Origin of the sequence: Cryobacterium sp. Sr8 (assembly GCF_004403225.1) — a bacterium.
Lineage (GTDB): Bacteria > Actinomycetota > Actinomycetes > Actinomycetales > Microbacteriaceae > Cryobacterium > Cryobacterium psychrotolerans.
In genome coordinates this window covers 1-16724 of record NZ_SOHO01000046.1, presented here as the reverse complement: position 1 = coordinate 16724, position 16724 = coordinate 1, and the positions used below count along the sequence as shown (strand labels likewise).

Here is a 16724-nt window from a genome sequence, read left to right as displayed (position 1 = left end):
TTCGACCAGGCCAAGATCATCATCCCGGCGCTCGTCGGAACCGGCTACCCGGGCGACAAGCTCTACCTGGTTGACGGAAACCTCGCCGACTACAGCAAGGACTTCGCCCCCGGTCTCATCGCAGGCTCGAAGGGCACACTGCCCGGCCTCGACGTCGGAACCCTCGGCGACTTCACCGAGCGCCTGCTCGAGGTCGACCCGACGCTGAAGGACTTCAGCTACGCGGCTGAGTCCTACGACTCCGTCATGCTCATCGCCCTGGCCGCTTACGCAGCCAACGATGTCTCGGGCGCCAAGATCGCTGACTTCCTCCGCCAGGTTTCCGGTGGCGAGGGTGAAGGCGAGAAGGTCTCCGACTTCAAGGCAGCCGCCAAGGCTCTCGCAGACGGCAAGCAGGTCAACTACGACGGCTTCTCCGGCCCGGTCACGTTCGACGAGAACGGCGACCCGACCGAGGCGACCATCGGTGTCTACGAGTACAAGGCTGACAACACGTACAAGCGCATCAACTAGTCACTGACCTGCCGGTCACTGATCTATCGGTCACTGGCTGNCAGACGGCAAGCAGGTCAACTACGACGGCTTCTCCGGCCCGGTCACGTTCGACGAGAACGGCGACCCGACCGAGGCGACCATCGGTGTCTACGAGTACAAGGCTGACAACTCGTACAAGCGCATCAACTAGTCACTGACCTGCTGGTCACCGACCTGGCAATCACCGACTGAGCAGTACTGACTAGCAGTACTGACGCACGAAGGGCCCCGACTCCGGTCGGGGCCCTTTTGCGTTGCGCGCGCGACGCGGAGCGTCGCGAAAGGCGGCAGCCGGCCCCTCGGCAGCCTGCCACCTCGCGCCCTTCGCGCGCCCTTCGCCCTGCGCGCCCGCTGTGCCCCGTGTGCCCCGTCCTTCTCGCCGACTTTGACCGTTCCGGTCGAGTTGCCCTGGCGTGCCGGGCAACTCGACCGGACCTGTCAATCTCGGCGAAGATTGCGCCGAGACTCGACGTTTCTGCCCAGTGTCGCCGGTGCAGCGGCGACTCTCGGCACAATCGGCGACTCTCGCGGCGGGCGGCCGCGGCGGGCGGTGACGCGCGCGGGGCGACACGCGGAAGCGGCGCCCGGGGATCCCGGACGCCGCTTCAGAGCGGCCGCAGGCGGCCGCGGGGTGGTGCTACTCGTCCTGGCCGAGGGTTCCGAGGTAGAGGCCGATCACCTTGGGGTCGTTCAGCAGTTCGCGTCCGGTGCCGGTGTAGGCATCGCGGCCCTGGTCGAGCACGTAGCCGCGGTCGCAGATCTGCAGGCAGCGGCGGGCGTTCTGCTCGACCATGATCGTGGTCACGCCGGCCTTGTTGATCTCCTTCACGCGCAGGAACGCCTCATCCTGGCGCACCGGCGACAGCCCCGCGGACGGCTCGTCCAGGAGCATCACGTGCGGGCCCATCATCAGTGCGCGCGACATCGCGACCATCTGCCGCTCGCCGCCGGAGAGCGAGCCGGCCCGCTGCGACAGGCGCTTCTTCAGCTCCGGGAAGATCTCCGTCACGAACTCAAGCCGTTCCGCGAGCCCCTTGGGCTTCTGGAACATGCCCATCTCGAGGTTCTCCAGGATGGAGAGCGTCGGGAACACGTTGTTCGTCTGCGGAACGAAGCCGACGCCCTTGGAGACGAGTTTGTTCGCCTTGAGGTTGGTGATGTTCTCACCGCGCAGCATGACCTCGCCCTCACGTACCTTGACCTGGCCGAAGATGGACTTCAGCAGCGTCGACTTGCCGGCGCCGTTCGGGCCGATAATGCCGATAAGTTCGCCCTCGTAGGCGGTGAGCGAGCACGAGTTCAGGATGTTCACACCGGGCACGTACCCGGCCGTCACGTTCCTGACCTCGACGACCGCGGCCCTGGTCTCGGTCTGCGCCGGTGCGGACATCGGGCTAGAGTTTGTCATCGAGCAGCTCCTTAATGGCTTCCACGTGCTCCGTGTCAGCGCCGAGGTCTTCATCGTGGTGCTGGCCGAGATACGCGTCGATCACGGCCTGGTTCTTCATGACCTCGTGCGGGTCGCCTTCTGCGACGACGCGGCCTTCGGCCATGACCACGACCCAGTCGGCGATGTGGCGCACCATCTGCATGTCGTGCTCGACGAAGAGCACGGTCATGCCCTCCGCCTTGAGGTTGAGGATGTGGTCGAGCAGCGACTGGGTCAGCGCCGGGTTCACGCCGGCCATGGGCTCATCGAGCATGACCAGGGTCGGGTCGCTCATCAGGGCCCGCGCCATCTCGAGGAGCTTGCGCTGCCCGCCGGAGAGGCTGGCCGCGTAGTCGTCCTTCTTCTCGTCGAGCTTGAACCGGGCAAGGAGATCGAGGGCCTTGGCCTCGTTCTCCTCCTCCTGCTTGCGCCAGAGGAACGGCAGCAGGGCCCGGAACAGGTTCTCCCCGATCTGGCCCTTGGCGCCGAGTTTCATGTTGTCCATGACGGTGAGCAGGCTGAGCGCCTTCGTCAGCTGGAAGGTGCGGATCTGGCCCATCCGGGCGACCCGGTAGGCCGGCATGCCGGCCAGCGACTTCCCCTCGAAGGTCCAGGATCCGGTGTCCGGCTTGTCGAAGCCGGTGAGCAGGTTGAACAGGGTGGTCTTGCCGGCCCCGTTCGGCCCGATCAGGGCGGTGATGGCGCCGCGGGGGATCTCGAGGTGGTCGACATCCACCGCCTTGAGGCCGCCGAAGGTGCGGCTGACGCCCTCGGCGACGAGGATCGGGTCGCGCTTCTTGCAGCCGGGTTCGGCGGCCCCGATGTGGAGGTCGGTCGACTTGACGGGCTTGCCGTTGGGGACGGTGTTAGTGGACAAAGGCCAACTCCTTCTTGTTTCCGAAGATGCCCTGGGGTCTGAAGATGACGATGAGCATGATCGCGACGCCGACGAGGATGAAGCGCAACTGCCCGGCCTGGACGTTCGTCATGAACGGCAGCCAGCCCGCCTCGACCGCGCGGGCGATGAACCCGGAGAAGAAGGAGAGCAGCACCCAGAAGATCATCGAGCCGATGATCGGGCCCAGGATGGTCGCGGCCCCGCCGAGCAGCAGGATCGCGTAGATGAAGAAGGTCAGCGACGTCTGGTAGTTCGACGGCACGACCGCACGGGGCAGGGCGAAGATCATTCCGGCCATGGTTCCGAAGACACCACCGAGAATGAGCGACTGCATCTTGTAGGCGTAGACGTTCTTGCCGAGCGCACGCACGGCATCCTCGTCTTCACGGATGCCCTTGATCACGCGGCCCCACGGGCTCCGCATGACCTGCCAGATGAACAGGGCGACAAGCACCACGACCGACCAGGCCACGATGCGCAGCCACCAGTCGTAGGCGTTGTTCTCGAACGGCCCGAAGCCGTACGTGCCTTCGGGGATCGGGTTCAGGGCCGCGAAGCCGAGCTTGTAGCCGCTCAGCCCGTTGGCCGAGCCGGTGACCGAGGCGAAACTGTTCGTCGTGAACAGCAGCCGCACGATCTCGGCCGCCGCGATCGTCACGATGGCCAGGTAGTCCGCCCGCAGTCGCAGCGTCGGGATACCGAGGATCAGGGCGAAGACGACGGATGCGCCGATTCCGACCAGCACGGCGCCCCAGACGGGGAAGCCGAAGGTCAGGATCGAGATCGCGTAGCCGTACGCGCCGAGGGCCATGAACCCGGCCTGCCCGAAGTTCAGGAGGCCGGTGTAGCCGAAGTGGACCGCAAGGCCCAGCGCGGCGAGGGCGTATGCAGCGGTGGTCGGGCTGATCAGCTCGACGGCTGCGTTGCTAAAGATTGCTCCCCAGTCGATCATCGGATGCCCTTCTAGCCAATTCTCTCTTTGCGACCCAGGATGCCTTGCGGCCGAAGCAGCAGCACCAGGATCAACACGACAAGTGCGCCGACGTACTTCATGTCGGACGGGATCCACAGCGTGGAGAGCTCAACGAACAAGCCGACGATGATCGAACCGATCAACGCTCCGAACGCGGTGCCGAGGCCACCCAGGGTGACGGCGGCGAAGACGAGCAGCAGGATCTGGAAGCCCATGTCCCAGCTGACGCCGGGGCGGAAGTACGCCCAGAGCACGCCGCTCAGACCGGCGAGCGCACCGCCGACGATCCAGACGATCCGGATGACGCCGTCGACGTCGATGCCGCTCGCCGAGGCGAGGCTGGGGTTGTCGGAGACGGCTCGGGTTGCCTTTCCGAGGCGGGTGCGCAGCAGGAAGTACGAGACGGCCAGGAGCACGACGATGCTGATCCCCATGCTGGCGAGGTCGATCGGCGAGATGCGGACCGCACCGAACTTCAGGTCGGCCTGGCCGGCGCCGGGGAGCTGGCTCGTGGAGCCGCCGATGAAGTACTGGTAGGTGTAGCGCATCGCCAGGGACAGGCCGATGCTCACGATCATCAGCTGGACGAGCCCCACCCCCTTGCGGCGGAGGGGTTTCCAGATCGTCGCGTCGAGGCCCCAGCCGAGCGCGCCGCTGAGCACGATGGCGAGGATGATGGCGAGCCAGATCGGCAGGCCCAGCCCCGAGAACGCGAGGGTCATCAGGGCGCCGAAGGTGATCATCTCCGAGTGGGCGAAGTTGCTCAGCCCGGTCGTGCCGAAGATCAGTGACAGGCCGATGGCGGCGAGCGCGAGCAGCAGGCCGAAGTTCAGGCCGTTGACGAACTGGCTGAGGAACTGGTCGAAGAACGGCACCGTGGTCCGGACGCCCTCACCGAGGAAGAAGTTCACCGATTTCACCTTGGTGAGGCCGAATTCGGCCGTGAGTTCCGCGCCGCCCTTGGTCACGACGACACCCTCGGGGAGCGTCTCCTCGTCGAGGATGACCTTGTAGGTGCCCTTCTCCGGGACCCCGATCTTCCACTTGCCGTCGACGCCGGTCTTGACCTCGGCTTCGTAGCCGCCGCCCGTCACGGTGATGAGCACGCCGTCGAGCGGTTCGCCGTCGAACTGCGCGTTACCGGTGAGCACGTAGTCGTACTTGTCGGTGTTGATCTCATCCGCATGCGCCGGACTGATGGCGAGGGTCGACAGCGTCAGGGCCGCAAGCAGCACACCGAAGAAGACCACCAACATCCGGGGTGAGAATCTGTGGGCTATACCAGTGGAATTCACTGCACCTCCATGTGGCGCCGGCCCGGCTTGTGGCCGAGCGGACCTCGGGTTTCTCCTGTCAACAACGTTGTTGACAGTACTTAGAGATTATGTCGTATTTGTTTCGCGGCCCGCGTCGCCGTGGATTGGGGCCGCGGAATGCCGGGGCCGCATTCTCGCTTAACATTGAAGAACCGGTCCAGTCCCGCTGATCCCCGGACATTTCTTCCGCACGCTTCCGCCACACGCAAAGGGGTTTCATGGATCAGCCAGATCCGTTCGGATTGGTCACGTCCCGCTGAGTGGATGCTCCTATTGCTGTCAAGCGACTTTTGTGCCGGATTGGGTTTGTCGAGTTTTATCGTCGAGCCATGTGTTGAAGGCGGTTTCTAGGTCGGTGTCAGCGCGTTGTCCTATCTCGAGTCGGCGTAGGCGTTGGTAGGGGACGTTGAGCTGTTTGGCCGCCTCAGTGAGCCACCTCCAGTATCTCTGTGTAGTTCCCGGTCTTGGGGCGTTGGATTAACAACGTAAGAAACCATCGTGCGATGGTCAGTGAGAACCGATCAAAGTTCCTCACAGAAAGACACATCTGAGCTGCCGCGGGGATTTCGGACAGCGGAATTAGTGGATTCTTCTACGCTGCCAGGGCTGGCTGTTGATAACCATAGTGGACTTCGTTAGGCCGCCTGTAACCGAGCGCGGAGTGCCGGCGTCGGCTGTTGTAGAACCCCTCGATGTAGCGGATGACGTCGGTTCGAGCTTGTGATTTGGTCGCGTAAACGGTTCGGTAGACGCGCTCGGTTTTGAGCATCGAGAAGAACGATTCCGCCATGCTGTTGTCCCANTCGCTTAACATTGAAGAACCGGTCCAGTCCCGCTGATCCCCGGACATTTCTTCCGCACGCTTCCGCCACACGCAAAGGGGTTTCATGGATCAGCCAGATCCGTTCGGATTCACCGGACTCACCTACGACGACGTGCTGCTCCTGCCGGGGCACACCGACGTCATTCCCAGTGAGGCCGAGACGACGTCCCGGCTGACGCGCCGGATCTCCGTCGCAACCCCGCTCATCTCCAGTGCGATGGACACCGTCACCGAGACCCGGATGGCCGTTGCGATGGCCCGTCAGGGCGGGCTCGGCGTGCTGCACCGCAACCTCTCCATCGGCGACCAGGCCGAGCAGGTCGACCTGGTCAAGCGCAGCGAATCCGGCATGATTACCAATCCGGTAACAACTTCGCCCGACACCACCGTCGCGGAGGTTGACGCGCTCTGCGGCCAGTTCCGGATCAGCGGCCTGCCGGTCGTCGACTCCGACGGCGTGCTGGTGGGCATCATCACCAACCGGGACATGCGTTTCATCTCCGAAACCCAGAAGCACACGACCCTGGTCCGTGAGGTGATGACGAGGTCGCCGCTGATCACCGGCAAGGTCGGCATGCGCCCCGAGGACGCCGTGGCCATCTTCGCCAGGCACAAGATCGAGAAGCTGCCCCTCGTCGACGGCGGCGGCAAGCTCACCGGCCTGATCACGGTCAAGGACTTCGACAAGTCCGAGGAGTACCCGCACGCCACCAAGGACGAGGCCGGCCGGCTGCGCGTGGGCGCGGCCATCGGATTCTTCGGCGACGCCTGGCGCCGGGCGACCGCGCTGCTCGAGGTGGGCGTCGACGTGCTCGTCGTGGACACGGCCAACGGCGACAGCGCCGGCGTGCTCGAGATCATCCGCAAGCTCAAGTCCGACCCGGCGTTCGCCGCGGTCGACGTGATCGGCGGCAACGTGGCGACCCGCTCCGGCGCCCAGGCGCTCATCGACGCGGGAGCCGACGCGATCAAGGTCGGCGTCGGCCCGGGCTCCATCTGCACCACGCGCATCGTCGCGGGCGTCGGCGTGCCGCAGATCACCGCGGTCTACCAGGCGTCACTGGCCGCCCGTGAGGCCGGCATCCCCGTGATCGCCGACGGCGGGCTCCAGTACTCCGGCGACATCGCCAAGGCCCTCGTGGCCGGAGCGGACACCGTGATGCTCGGCTCGCTTCTGGCCGGCTGCGACGAAAGCCCCGGGGAACTGGTCTTCGTCAACGGCAAGCAGTTCAAGACCTACCGGGGCATGGGCTCGCTCGGCGCCCTGCAGTCGAGGGGCACGAAGACCTCGTATTCCAAGGACCGCTACTTCCAGTCGGATGTCCCCTCCGACGACAAGCTCATCCCCGAAGGCATCGAGGGCCAGGTGCCGTACCGCGGGCCGGTGTCGGCGGTGGCGTACCAGCTCATCGGCGGGCTGCGCCAGTCGATGTTCTATGTCGGCGCGCGCACCATCGATGAGCTCAAGCAGAAGGGCAAGTTCGTGCGCATCACGGCCGCCGGGCTTAAGGAGTCGCACCCGCACGACGTGCAGATCGTGGTCGAGGCGCCCAACTACCGCCGCTGATCCGTCCCACCCCCACCGCGAAACCGCAGTTGTGCGCGCTAAGAAGCACTTTTAGCGCGCACAACTGCGGTTTCGCGGGGGTGGGCGAGGGCATTTGCGAGGCGGGAGATCGCCTCGGCGAGTACCTCGGGGGAGCAACCGAAGTTGAGCCGGGCGAAGCCGCGACCCGGGGCGCCGAACATCGGGCCGGGGTGCAGCGCGACCCGGGCCCGTTCGAGCGCGATCACCGAGGGGTCATCGCCCCAGCCGAGGGAGCGCAGGTCGAGCCAGGCGAGGTAGCTCGCCCGCGGCTGGTCGTAGCCGGCGCCGGGCAGCTGGGCGTCCACCAGTTCGGCGAGCAGGACCCGGTTGGCCTCGAGGGCGGCAACGACCCCGTCCAGCCAGGGCTCCCCGTCGCGGTAGGCCGCAATGCTGGCGATCAGGCCGAACTGGCCGGTGCGCCAGTTGACCTCCTGCGGCATGCCGGCGACGAGCGCTCGCATCCGTTCGGAACCGGTGACCATGAGCGCGCACTTGAGGCCGGCGATGTTCCAGGCCTTGCTGGCGGCCGTGACGCAGATGCCGTGCTCCGCCGCGGCCGGAGACACGGAGAGGAACGGCGTGAACGTGCCGTCCGAGTGCGTCAGCGGGGCGTGCACCTCGTCGCTGATGACGCTCACGTCGTAGCGGGCGGCCAGCTCGGCGACCGCGGTCAGGTCTTCGACACTCTGGGGGTGCCCGAGCGGGTTGTGCGGATTGCAGAGCAGGAAGGCGCGCGCCCCCGCCCTGAAGGCGGCCTCGAGCCCATCGAGGTCGATCGCCCAGCCGGTCTGGCCGTGGATGAGCGGTACCTCCACAACCCGACCGCCGGCCTCAGGCACAAGGTCGAAGAACGGCGGGTAGACGGGGGTGTTGATCACGACCTGGTCGCCGGGCGTGATGGCCCGGCGGATGCTCTCCACGATCGCCACGCTGACATCGGTCGTGCTCGCCACCTGGCCGGGGTCGACCCGCCACCCCCAGCGCCGCCGGGCGAAGGCGGCGAACGCCTCGCCGAGCTCGTTCACCGGGGCGACGTAGCCGGTGTCGCTGCGCCGCACGGCCGCGATCAGCGCCTCGCCGATCGGCTCGGCCAGGGGGAAGTCCAGCTCGGCGACGAAGAGGGGCAGGACGTCGTCCGGGTAGCTGCGCCATTTCATGCTCGTGCGGGTGCGCAGCAGGGACAGGGGATCGGCGGTGACATCCATGTGATCAGGATGCACCCTCGGCCGCCTGCGGTCGAGGGTTCGGCAGCGGCCCCGACGAGCGCCGGGTCACGCAACCCGGCGCTTCGCCCCGCCTGCACCTAAACTGGGCGGGTGAGTATGGAAATTGAAATCGGCCGGTCCAAGCGCGCTCGCCGCGTGTACGCCTTCGACGACATCGCGATCGTGCCCAGTCGGCGCACGCGGGACCCGGAGGACGTGTCGGTCACTTGGTCGATCGACGCCTACAAGTTCGACACCCCGTTCCTCGCCGCGCCGATGGACTCCGTCGTCTCGCCGACGACGGCGATCATGATGGGCCAGCTCGGCGGCGTCGGCGTGCTCGACCTCGAGGGGTTGTGGACCCGGTACGAGAACCCCGAGCCGCTGCTCGCCGAGATCCGCAGCCTGCCGGACGACAAGGCCACCGCGCGGATGCAGGAGATCTACTCCCAGCCGATCAAGCCCGAACTGGTCACCGAGCGCCTCGCCGAGATCCGCGCCGCCGGGGTCACCGTGGCCGGTGCGCTCTCCCCGCAGCGCACGCAGGAACTCTACGAAACCGTCGTCGCCGCCGGCGTCGACCTCTTCGTCATCCGCGGCACCACGGTCTCCGCCGAGCACGTCTCGCAGAACCAGGAACCGCTCAACCTCAAGAAGTTCATCTACGAGCTCGACGTGCCCGTGATCGTGGGCGGCGCGGCGACCTACACCGCGGCCCTGCACCTCATGCGCACCGGCGCGGCCGGCGTGCTGGTCGGCTTCGGCGGCGGCGCAGCGTCGACCACGCGGGCCTCCCTGGGCATCCACGCGCCCATGGCCACGGCCGTGGCGGATGTCGCCGGCGCACGCCGGGACTACATGGACGAGTCCGGCGGCCGCTACGTGCACGTCATCGCCGACGGCGGACTCAGCACCTCCGGCGACATCGTCAAGGCGATCGCCTGCGGCGCCGACGCCGTCATGCTCGGCACGGCCCTGGCCCGGGCGTCCGACGCCCCCGGCGGCGGGTTCCACTGGGGCGCCGAATCCCACCACGCCCAGCTGCCGCGCGGCAAGCGGGTCGAGGTGGGCACGGTCGCCCCGCTCGAGGAAATCCTCTACGGCCCGGCCCCGGTCGCGGACGGAACGGCCAACCTGGTCGGGGCCCTGCGCCGTTCGATGGCCACCACCGGGTACTCCGACCTGAAGGAATTCCAGCGGGTCGAGGTGGTTGTCGCACCGTACCGCGTGAAGTAGCTTCGAGCACACCGGCAATTCGGCAGGAGGGGACGCAGCAGATGAACCAGCGCAGCAAGGTGACACGGTCCACCAAACTCGGGCCGGAGGAACGCGAGGCGGCCCTGGCCCGAGTGAAGACGAAGGAACTCGACATCCTCGTCGTCGGCGGCGGTATCGTCGGCGCCGGCTGCGCCACGGATGCCGTCACCCGCGGCCTCAGCGTCGGCATCCTCGAGGCGCGCGACTGGGCCTCGGGCACCTCGAGCCGCTCGTCCAAGCTGGTGCACGGGGGCATCCGCTACCTGGAACAACTCGACTTCCAGCTGGTGCGCGAAGCGCTCACCGAGCGCGGCCTGCTGCTCAAGCGGCTCGCGCCGCACCTGGTGAAGCCGGTCAGGTTCCTCTACCCGCTGAAGACCCGGGTCATCGAACGCGCCTACGTCGGCGCCGGCATGCTGCTCTACGACACCCTCTCCTACCTGGGCGGGCGCCCGGGCGTGCCCCACCACCGCCACCTCAGCCGGCGCCAGGTGCAGAAGCTCGTGCCGAGCCTGGCCCACGGCGCCCTGGTCGGCGGCATCACCTACTACGACGCCCAGGTCGATGACGCCCTGTACACGGCGTCGCTCGTGCGCACGGCCTCGTTCTACGGCGCCCACGCGCTCAGCCGGGTGCGGGTCGAGGGCTTCATCAAGGTCGGCGAACGCGTCGTCGGCGTGCATGCGCACGACCTCGAGACCGGCGAACGGTTTGACGTGCGCGCCAAGCAGGTCGTGAACGCCACCGGGGTCTGGACCGACGACACCCAGCGGATGGTCGGCGAACGCGGCACCTTCAAGGTGCGCGCCTCGAAGGGCGTTCACCTCGTCGTGCCCCGGGACCGGTTCCAGTCGGCGATGGGGCTGCTGCTGCGCGCCGAGAAGAGCGTGCTGTTCGTGATTCCGTGGGGCCGGCACTGGCTGATCGGGACCACCGACACGGACTGGCAGCTGGACAAGGCGCACCCCGCCGCGACCGCAGCCGACATCGACTACCTCCTCGAACACGTCAACGCGGTGCTCACCGTGCCGCTGACCCGCGAAGACGTCGAGGGAGTCTACGCCGGCCTCCGCCCGTTGCTGGCGGGTGAGTCCGAACAGACCTCCAAGCTCGCCCGCACTCACCTGGTCGGCCACTCCGTGCCCGGCCTGGTCGTGATCGCCGGCGGCAAGTGGACGACGTACCGGGTGATGGCCAAGGACGCCATCGATGCCGCCGTCGACGCGCTCGACGGCAGGATCCCCGAGTCGACGACGAAGAACATCCCGCTGCTCGGCGCCGAGGGCTACCAGGCGGCGTGGAACAAGCGCGGCAAGATCGCCCGTGCCTTCGGCCTGCACACCGTGCGGGTGGAGCACCTCCTGAACCGCTACGGCACCCTGACCGACGAACTGCTCGACCTGATCAGGGAGACGCCGTCGCTGGCAGACCCCCTGCCAGGGGCCGACGACTACATCGAGGCCGAGGTGGTCTACGCGGCCTCCCATGAAGGCGCCCTGCACCTCGAGGATGTGCTCGCCCGCCGCACCCGGATTTCGATCGAGGCCTGGGACCGCGGCGTGTCCGCGGCGCCCGTCGCGGCCCGGCTGATGGCCGGGGTGCTCGGCTGGGACAGCGAGCGCGAGGAACGCGAGGTGGCGTTCTACCTCAATCGCGTCGCCGCGGAGCGATCGAGCCAGCAGCAGCCCGACGACGAATCCGCCGACCGGGTGCGGCTCGAAGCGCCCGACATCGTCGCGTCCCGGTAGCGCGCCGACGCCGTCGGGGGCCGCGCGGGCGCCCGGTAGAATGGACGAACAGCCCCCAAACCTAGGAGTCATTCATGGTTGACGTTCGGCGTGTCAAACTCCCCGGTGTGGGGGTACTGCACACCTTCATCACGGATGACGGCGGCAAAGTCGGCGTCATCGCCCACCGCTCCGGCCACAGCGACCTGATCACCTTCGCGGATGACGAGGGCGGCCCGGACGCCAGCAAGGTGTCGCTGCGCCTCAGCGAGGACGAGGCGCACACCCTGGCCGAGTTGCTCGGCGGCACCCAGATCACCGAGTCGCTCACGGCGCTCGACCAGATCCCGGGCCTGAGCATCGACTGGTTCACCGTCGACTACGAGGACCACATCGCCGGCCAGCCGCTTGGCAACCCGGCCGAGCGGGGAATCGCCGGCCTCACCGTCGTCGCCGTGGTCCGCGGCGAGTCGGCCAATCCCGCGCCCGCGCCCGACTTCAAGGTCTTCCCCGGCGACACGCTCGTCGTCGCGGGCTCGCCCGAGAAGGTCGTCAAGGCCTTCACCTTCTTCCGTACCGGTGAGGTCAAGGCCAAGTCCGTTGATTCGCCGCCCGGAGGCTAACCGATGCATATCGGCGAAGACCTCCTCATTCTCGGCGTGCTTCTCGTCGGTGCGTACATCCTGGGGCGCCTCGGCAAGCTGATCGGGCTCCCGACGATCCCGATATACATGATCATCGGCCTGCTGGCGAGCCCGCACACCGGGTGGTTCCCGCTCAACTTCCAGGCCGCCGACATCGAGCTGATCGCGGTGTTCGGGCTCATCCTGCTGCTGTTCAGCCTCGGCCTCGAAATCGACCAGGACGAGTTCATCGGCAACGCGGGCAAGCTGCTGATCTCCGGCGGCTCGTACGTGCTGATCAACATGGGCCTCGGCTTCGTCTTCGGCATGATGGTCGGCTGGGGAACGCGTGAGGCCCTGGTCATTGCCGGGATGACCGGAACCTGTTCCAGCGCGATCATCACCAAGCTGCTGATCGAACTCCGGCGCCTGGCCAACAAGGAAACGCCGATGATCCTCGGCGTGACCGTCGTGACCGACATCTTCATCGCGGTCTACCTCGCCATCGTGTCCGTCGTGCTCAGCGGCAAGACCGAGGTCTGGCCGATCGTGCTGCAGCTGAGCATCGCCTTCCTGTTCCTGGTCGTCATGTTCTCGCTCGCGCGCTGGGGCGGCAGGGTCGTCTCGCGGCTCATGCGCACGAAGGACGACGAACTCTTCACCATTCTCTTCTTCGGCCTCGTCGTGCTGTTTGCCGGTATCGGCGAGATCGTCGGTGTGACCGACGCGATCGGCGCCTTCCTCATCGGCGTCGTCCTCGGCGCCAGCACCTACCGGGCAAAGATCGAGCGGGTCGCCGTGCCGCTGCGCGACGTCTTCGCGGCCTTCTTCTTCCTCAACTTCGGCCTCGCGCTCAACATCGCCGAGTTCGGCTCCGTTGCCAGCCTCGTTGCGATCGCCGTGGCGATGACCTTCGTGCTCAGCCTCGCATCCGGGATGCTGCTGGCTCGGCTGCACTCGATGGGACTGCCCGAGGGCCTGAACGCCGCAGCGGTGTTCGTGAACCGCGGCGAGTTCACCCTCATCCTCGCGACCCTCTCGGTCGGCGCCGGCCTCGACGAGCGGCTCCGGCCGTTCGCCGGCCTGTACGTCCTGATCATGGCGGTCCTCGGTCCCCTGTCCGCTGCGAGGTCCGAGCGGCTGGGCGCTGCTCTGCGCCGCGCGCGGCCGCAGCCCGCCCGGCGCAAGGTGCCTCGGGATCCGCTGCTCGCCGAGGAGATCGCACTCGTCGAGGCGGCCACGGCCGAGATCGGCTCCGGATCCGACCACGGCACGCAGCGTGCGGTCAAACGAGTCGTCGAACACGTCACCGGCCCGGATGACGCGCCCGACAAGCCATCCGAACGGGTCGCGGATTCGATGGCCGACTTCATTGCCGATCGCTTTCCGGAGGACACCGAGCAGAAGCCGGACACACGCGAACGGCCGGGCGACTACACGTGATCAGGATGATGCTGCGTCCCCGCTGGGTACTGGCGCTGCTGCTGGCCCTCGGGGTCGCGGCGGCCTTCGCGATCCTCGGCCAGTGGCAGCTGGAGCGGGCGATCGACTCCGGCGAGGTTGTGCAGCGCACCACCGAGACGGTGCTGCCGCTGGCGGACGTCGTCCAGCCCGGCGGCGCGGCGCCGACGAAGGCGACCGGCCAGATGGTGCGCGCGAGCGGCGCCTTCGTGCCCGGCGACGACCAGCTGGTCAGTGACCGCTTCAACGGCGGAACCTCCGGGTTCTGGGTGGTCGGCCATTTCGTGACCGACACCGATTCGGCGAGCATCCCCGTCGCCCGCGGCTGGGCCGCGGACGAGGACGACGCCCGCGCGGTGATGGCGGCGCTGGCGACGGATGCCCCCGGCCAGGCGGCCACGATCACCGGCCGGTTCGTGCCGGCCGAAGCCCCCGAGGTGCCGGGCGACGGCCGGGACCCGCACACGATGACCACGGTGTCGCCCGCCGCCCTGCTCAACCTCTGGGCGGAGTACACCGAGCAGCCCGTGTACTCCGGATACCTCGTCGACACCGACGCGGCCGACGGCCTTACCGTGATCGACTCCCCGGTCCCCGGCGACGACGTCGAGCTGAACTGGCTCAACATCTTCTACGCGCTCGAGTGGGCAGTCTTCGCCGGCTTCGCGGTCTTCCTCTGGTACCGGCTGGTGCGGGACGCCTGGGAGCGGGAACGGGACGAGGCCGAGGCCGCTGCGGCGGCCACGTAGAATTAGGCCCATGTCACTCGAACCGAAGCCCGCCGACATTCCCAGGATCCCCGGTGCTCTCCGGCTCTACAAGATTTCCTCGGTCATCACCGGAGTCTTTCTGCTGCTCCTCTGTGCCGAGATGCTCGTGAAGTACGCCTTCGGCCACGAACTCGAACTCGGCGGTCCGAACGGCTTCCTCGCCTTCTCCCCGACCGGCACGCTCACCGGCGTGAACCTGAGCACCGGCATCCTGATCGTGCACGGCTGGTTCTACGTGCTCTACCTGTTCAGCGACTTCCAGCTCTGGAGCATGATGCGCTGGCCGTTCACCCGGTTCCTGCTGATCGCGCTCGGCGGAATCATCCCCACCCTGTCCTTCTTCCTGGAGGTGAGGGTGGCCCGGGAAGTCGAGGCCTTCCTCGCTGACCGGGAAGCATCCGCTGCCACCCTGGAGGCACGCCCGTGAGCGACCAGCCCGCACCCCACCGTCCCGTTCTTGTCGTCGACTTCGGCGCGCAGTACGCGCAGCTGATAGCCCGGCGCGTGCGTGAGGCATCCGTCTACTCGGAGATCGTGCCGCACACCATTACCGCGGCCGAGGTCAAGGCGTTGAACCCGCTCGGCATCGTGCTGAGCGGCGGGCCGTCCAGCGTGTACGCAGAGGGCGCTCCCGCGTTCGACGCCGCCATCTTCGACCTGGGCGTGCCGATGCTCGGCATTTGCTACGGCTTCCAGGTGATGGCCACCGCGCTCGGCGGCGAGGTCGCCCACACCGGCGCCCGCGAATACGGCTCCACGCCGGTCACCGCCCGGCCGGAGGCCAACGCCCTCCTCGCCGACCAGCCCGCTGAGCAGACCGTGTGGATGAGCCACGGCGACTCGGTGTCGAAGGCGCCGGAGGGCTTCACCGTGCTCGCGTCGACGAGCTCGACGCCGGTCGCCGCGTTCGCCAACGACGAGCGCCGGTTGTACGGCGTGCAGTGGCACCCCGAGGTCAAGCACTCCGAGCACGGCCAGCACGTGCTGGAGAACTTCCTGCACCGCGCCGCCGGCATCGCAGCCGACTGGAACAGCGGCAACGTCATCGCCGAGCAGGTCGCGCTGATCCAGGCCCAGGTCGGAAGCGGCAAGGTCATCTGCGGGCTGTCCGGCGGAGTCGACTCCGCCGTGGCCGCCGCGCTCGTGCACAAGGCCATCGGCGACCAGCTCGTCTGCGTCTTCGTCGACCACGGCCTGCTCCGCGAGGACGAGCGCCGCCAGGTCGAGGAAGACTTCGTCGCGGCAACCGGCGTGCGCCTGGTCACGGTCGACGTGCGGGAGCAGTTCCTGACCGCGCTCGAGGGGGTCAGCGACCCGGAGACGAAGCGCAAGATCATCGGCCGCGAGTTCATCCGCACCTTCGAGCAGGCCCAGGCCGAGCTGATCCGGGAGGCCGCCGCGGAAGACGGCGACCCGATCCGCTTCCTGGTGCAGGGCACCCTGTACCCGGACGTCGTCGAGTCCGGCGGGGGAAGCGGCACGGCGAGCATCAAGAGCCACCACAACGTCGGCGGGCTGCCCGACGACCTCCAGTTCGAGCTGATCGAGCCGCTCCGCGCCCTGTTCAAGGACGAGGTCCGCGCCATCGGCGCCGAGCTCGGGCTGCCGGCCGAGATCGTGCAACGCCAGCCGTTCCCGGGACCGGGCCTCGGCATCCGGATCGTCGGTTCGATCACCCAGGACCGCCTCGACCTGCTGCGCAAGGCGGATGCGATCGTGCGCGCCGAGCTCACCGCCGCCGGGCTCGACCGCGAGATCTGGCAGTGCCCGGTTGTGCTGCTGGCCGACGTGAGGTCGGTCGGAGTGCAGGGCGACGGCCGTACCTACGGCCACCCGATCGTGCTGCGTCCGGTGTCGTCCGAGGACGCGATGACGGCCGACTGGACCCGCCTGCCCTACGACCTGCTGGCGAAGATCTCCAACCGGATCACGAACGAGGTCGAGGGCGTCAACCGGGTCGTGCTCGACGTCACGTCGAAGCCGCCGGGCACCATCGAGTGGGAGTAGCCCCCTAGGTGTTGTTCCCACGGAGGTTGTGTGCGTGGCGTGAGCTAAAAAGGTGAGGACCTCCGGTATCGATTGGGTTACCACACTCAAGCCGATGCCACGGAGGCCCTCAT

13 protein-coding genes and 2 pseudogenes are annotated in these 16724 nt (G+C 67.5%); 9 read left to right on the top strand and 6 right to left on the bottom strand.

What is annotated here, in order from left to right; all coding sequences use genetic code 11:
- Nucleotides 1–513 (top strand): annotated as a pseudogene (locus tag E3T54_RS10235) (amino acid ABC transporter substrate-binding protein); the annotation flags it as partial.
- Between the two features lie 658 nt (nucleotides 514–1171).
- Here E3T54_RS10235 and E3T54_RS10230 read toward each other — a convergent pair.
- From E3T54_RS10230 to E3T54_RS10210, 5 genes and pseudogenes are all read right to left on the bottom strand, one after another.
- Nucleotides 1172–1942: an ABC transporter ATP-binding protein gene (locus E3T54_RS10230; RefSeq protein WP_092322306.1), complete on the bottom strand. Its 771-nt coding sequence runs from the start codon at nucleotides 1940–1942 to the stop codon at nucleotides 1172–1174.
- On the bottom strand, nucleotides 1929–2840 hold the full coding sequence (locus tag E3T54_RS10225) for an ABC transporter ATP-binding protein (RefSeq protein ID WP_092322304.1): 912 nt from the start codon (nucleotides 2838–2840) through the stop codon (nucleotides 1929–1931). The genes E3T54_RS10230 and E3T54_RS10225 overlap by 14 nt, the downstream gene beginning before the upstream one ends.
- Nucleotides 2830–3810 (bottom strand): branched-chain amino acid ABC transporter permease, encoded by a 981-nt coding sequence (locus E3T54_RS10220; RefSeq protein ID WP_092322467.1) that lies wholly within the window; start codon nucleotides 3808–3810, stop codon nucleotides 2830–2832. Before E3T54_RS10220 ends, E3T54_RS10225 begins: the two co-directional genes overlap by 11 nt.
- Nucleotides 3811–3824: 14 nt before the next feature.
- Nucleotides 3825–5090 (bottom strand): branched-chain amino acid ABC transporter permease, encoded by a 1266-nt coding sequence (locus tag E3T54_RS10215; RefSeq protein WP_092322303.1) that lies wholly within the window; start codon nucleotides 5088–5090, stop codon nucleotides 3825–3827.
- Between the two features lie 652 nt (nucleotides 5091–5742).
- Nucleotides 5743–5952: pseudogene (locus tag E3T54_RS10210) on the bottom strand (integrase core domain-containing protein); the annotation flags it as partial.
- Nucleotides 5953–6037: 85 nt separating this feature from the next.
- Here E3T54_RS10210 and guaB point away from each other — a divergent pair.
- Complete coding sequence (gene guaB / locus E3T54_RS10205; RefSeq protein WP_134475579.1) at nucleotides 6038–7540, top strand: IMP dehydrogenase; 1503 nt, start codon at nucleotides 6038–6040, stop codon at nucleotides 7538–7540.
- Between the two features lie 38 nt (nucleotides 7541–7578).
- On the opposite strand, the gene E3T54_RS10200 is transcribed toward guaB, so the two are convergent.
- On the bottom strand, nucleotides 7579–8766 hold the full coding sequence (locus tag E3T54_RS10200) for a MalY/PatB family protein (RefSeq protein WP_134475578.1): 1188 nt from the start codon (nucleotides 8764–8766) through the stop codon (nucleotides 7579–7581).
- Between the two features lie 117 nt (nucleotides 8767–8883).
- Between E3T54_RS10200 and E3T54_RS10195 the strand changes: the two genes are divergently transcribed.
- The 7 genes from E3T54_RS10195 to guaA all read left to right on the top strand — a co-directional run bounded on the left by E3T54_RS10195 (nucleotide 8884) and on the right by guaA (nucleotide 16611).
- On the top strand, nucleotides 8884–10002 hold the full coding sequence (locus E3T54_RS10195) for a GuaB3 family IMP dehydrogenase-related protein (RefSeq protein ID WP_092322298.1): 1119 nt from the start codon (nucleotides 8884–8886) through the stop codon (nucleotides 10000–10002).
- A 41-nt stretch (nucleotides 10003–10043) separates the two neighbouring features.
- Nucleotides 10044–11771: a glycerol-3-phosphate dehydrogenase/oxidase gene (locus E3T54_RS10190; protein WP_174844413.1), complete on the top strand. Its 1728-nt coding sequence runs from the start codon at nucleotides 10044–10046 to the stop codon at nucleotides 11769–11771.
- 74 nt (nucleotides 11772–11845) lie between these two features.
- A complete protein-coding gene (locus E3T54_RS10185) occupies nucleotides 11846–12373 on the top strand; it encodes a cation:proton antiporter regulatory subunit (protein ID WP_092322297.1) in 528 nt (175 codons plus the stop codon).
- 3 nt (nucleotides 12374–12376) lie between these two features.
- On the top strand, nucleotides 12377–13816 hold the full coding sequence (locus E3T54_RS10180; protein ID WP_134475577.1) for a cation:proton antiporter: 1440 nt from the start codon (nucleotides 12377–12379) through the stop codon (nucleotides 13814–13816).
- A gap of 5 nt (nucleotides 13817–13821) precedes the next feature.
- Nucleotides 13822–14583, top strand: a complete 762-nt coding sequence (locus tag E3T54_RS10175) for an SURF1 family protein (RefSeq protein WP_241977166.1) — start codon at nucleotides 13822–13824, stop codon at nucleotides 14581–14583.
- Nucleotides 14584–14593: 10 nt separating this feature from the next.
- The gene (locus tag E3T54_RS10170) at nucleotides 14594–15031 is read left to right on the top strand and encodes a DUF3817 domain-containing protein (protein WP_092322294.1); all 438 of its coding nucleotides are present in this window, start codon (nucleotides 14594–14596) and stop codon (nucleotides 15029–15031) included.
- Nucleotides 15028–16611, top strand: coding sequence for a glutamine-hydrolyzing GMP synthase (gene guaA / locus E3T54_RS10165; RefSeq protein WP_134475576.1), 1584 nt, complete (start codon nucleotides 15028–15030; stop codon nucleotides 16609–16611). Before E3T54_RS10170 ends, guaA begins: the two co-directional genes overlap by 4 nt.
- Nucleotides 16612–16724 lie beyond the last annotated feature (113 nt).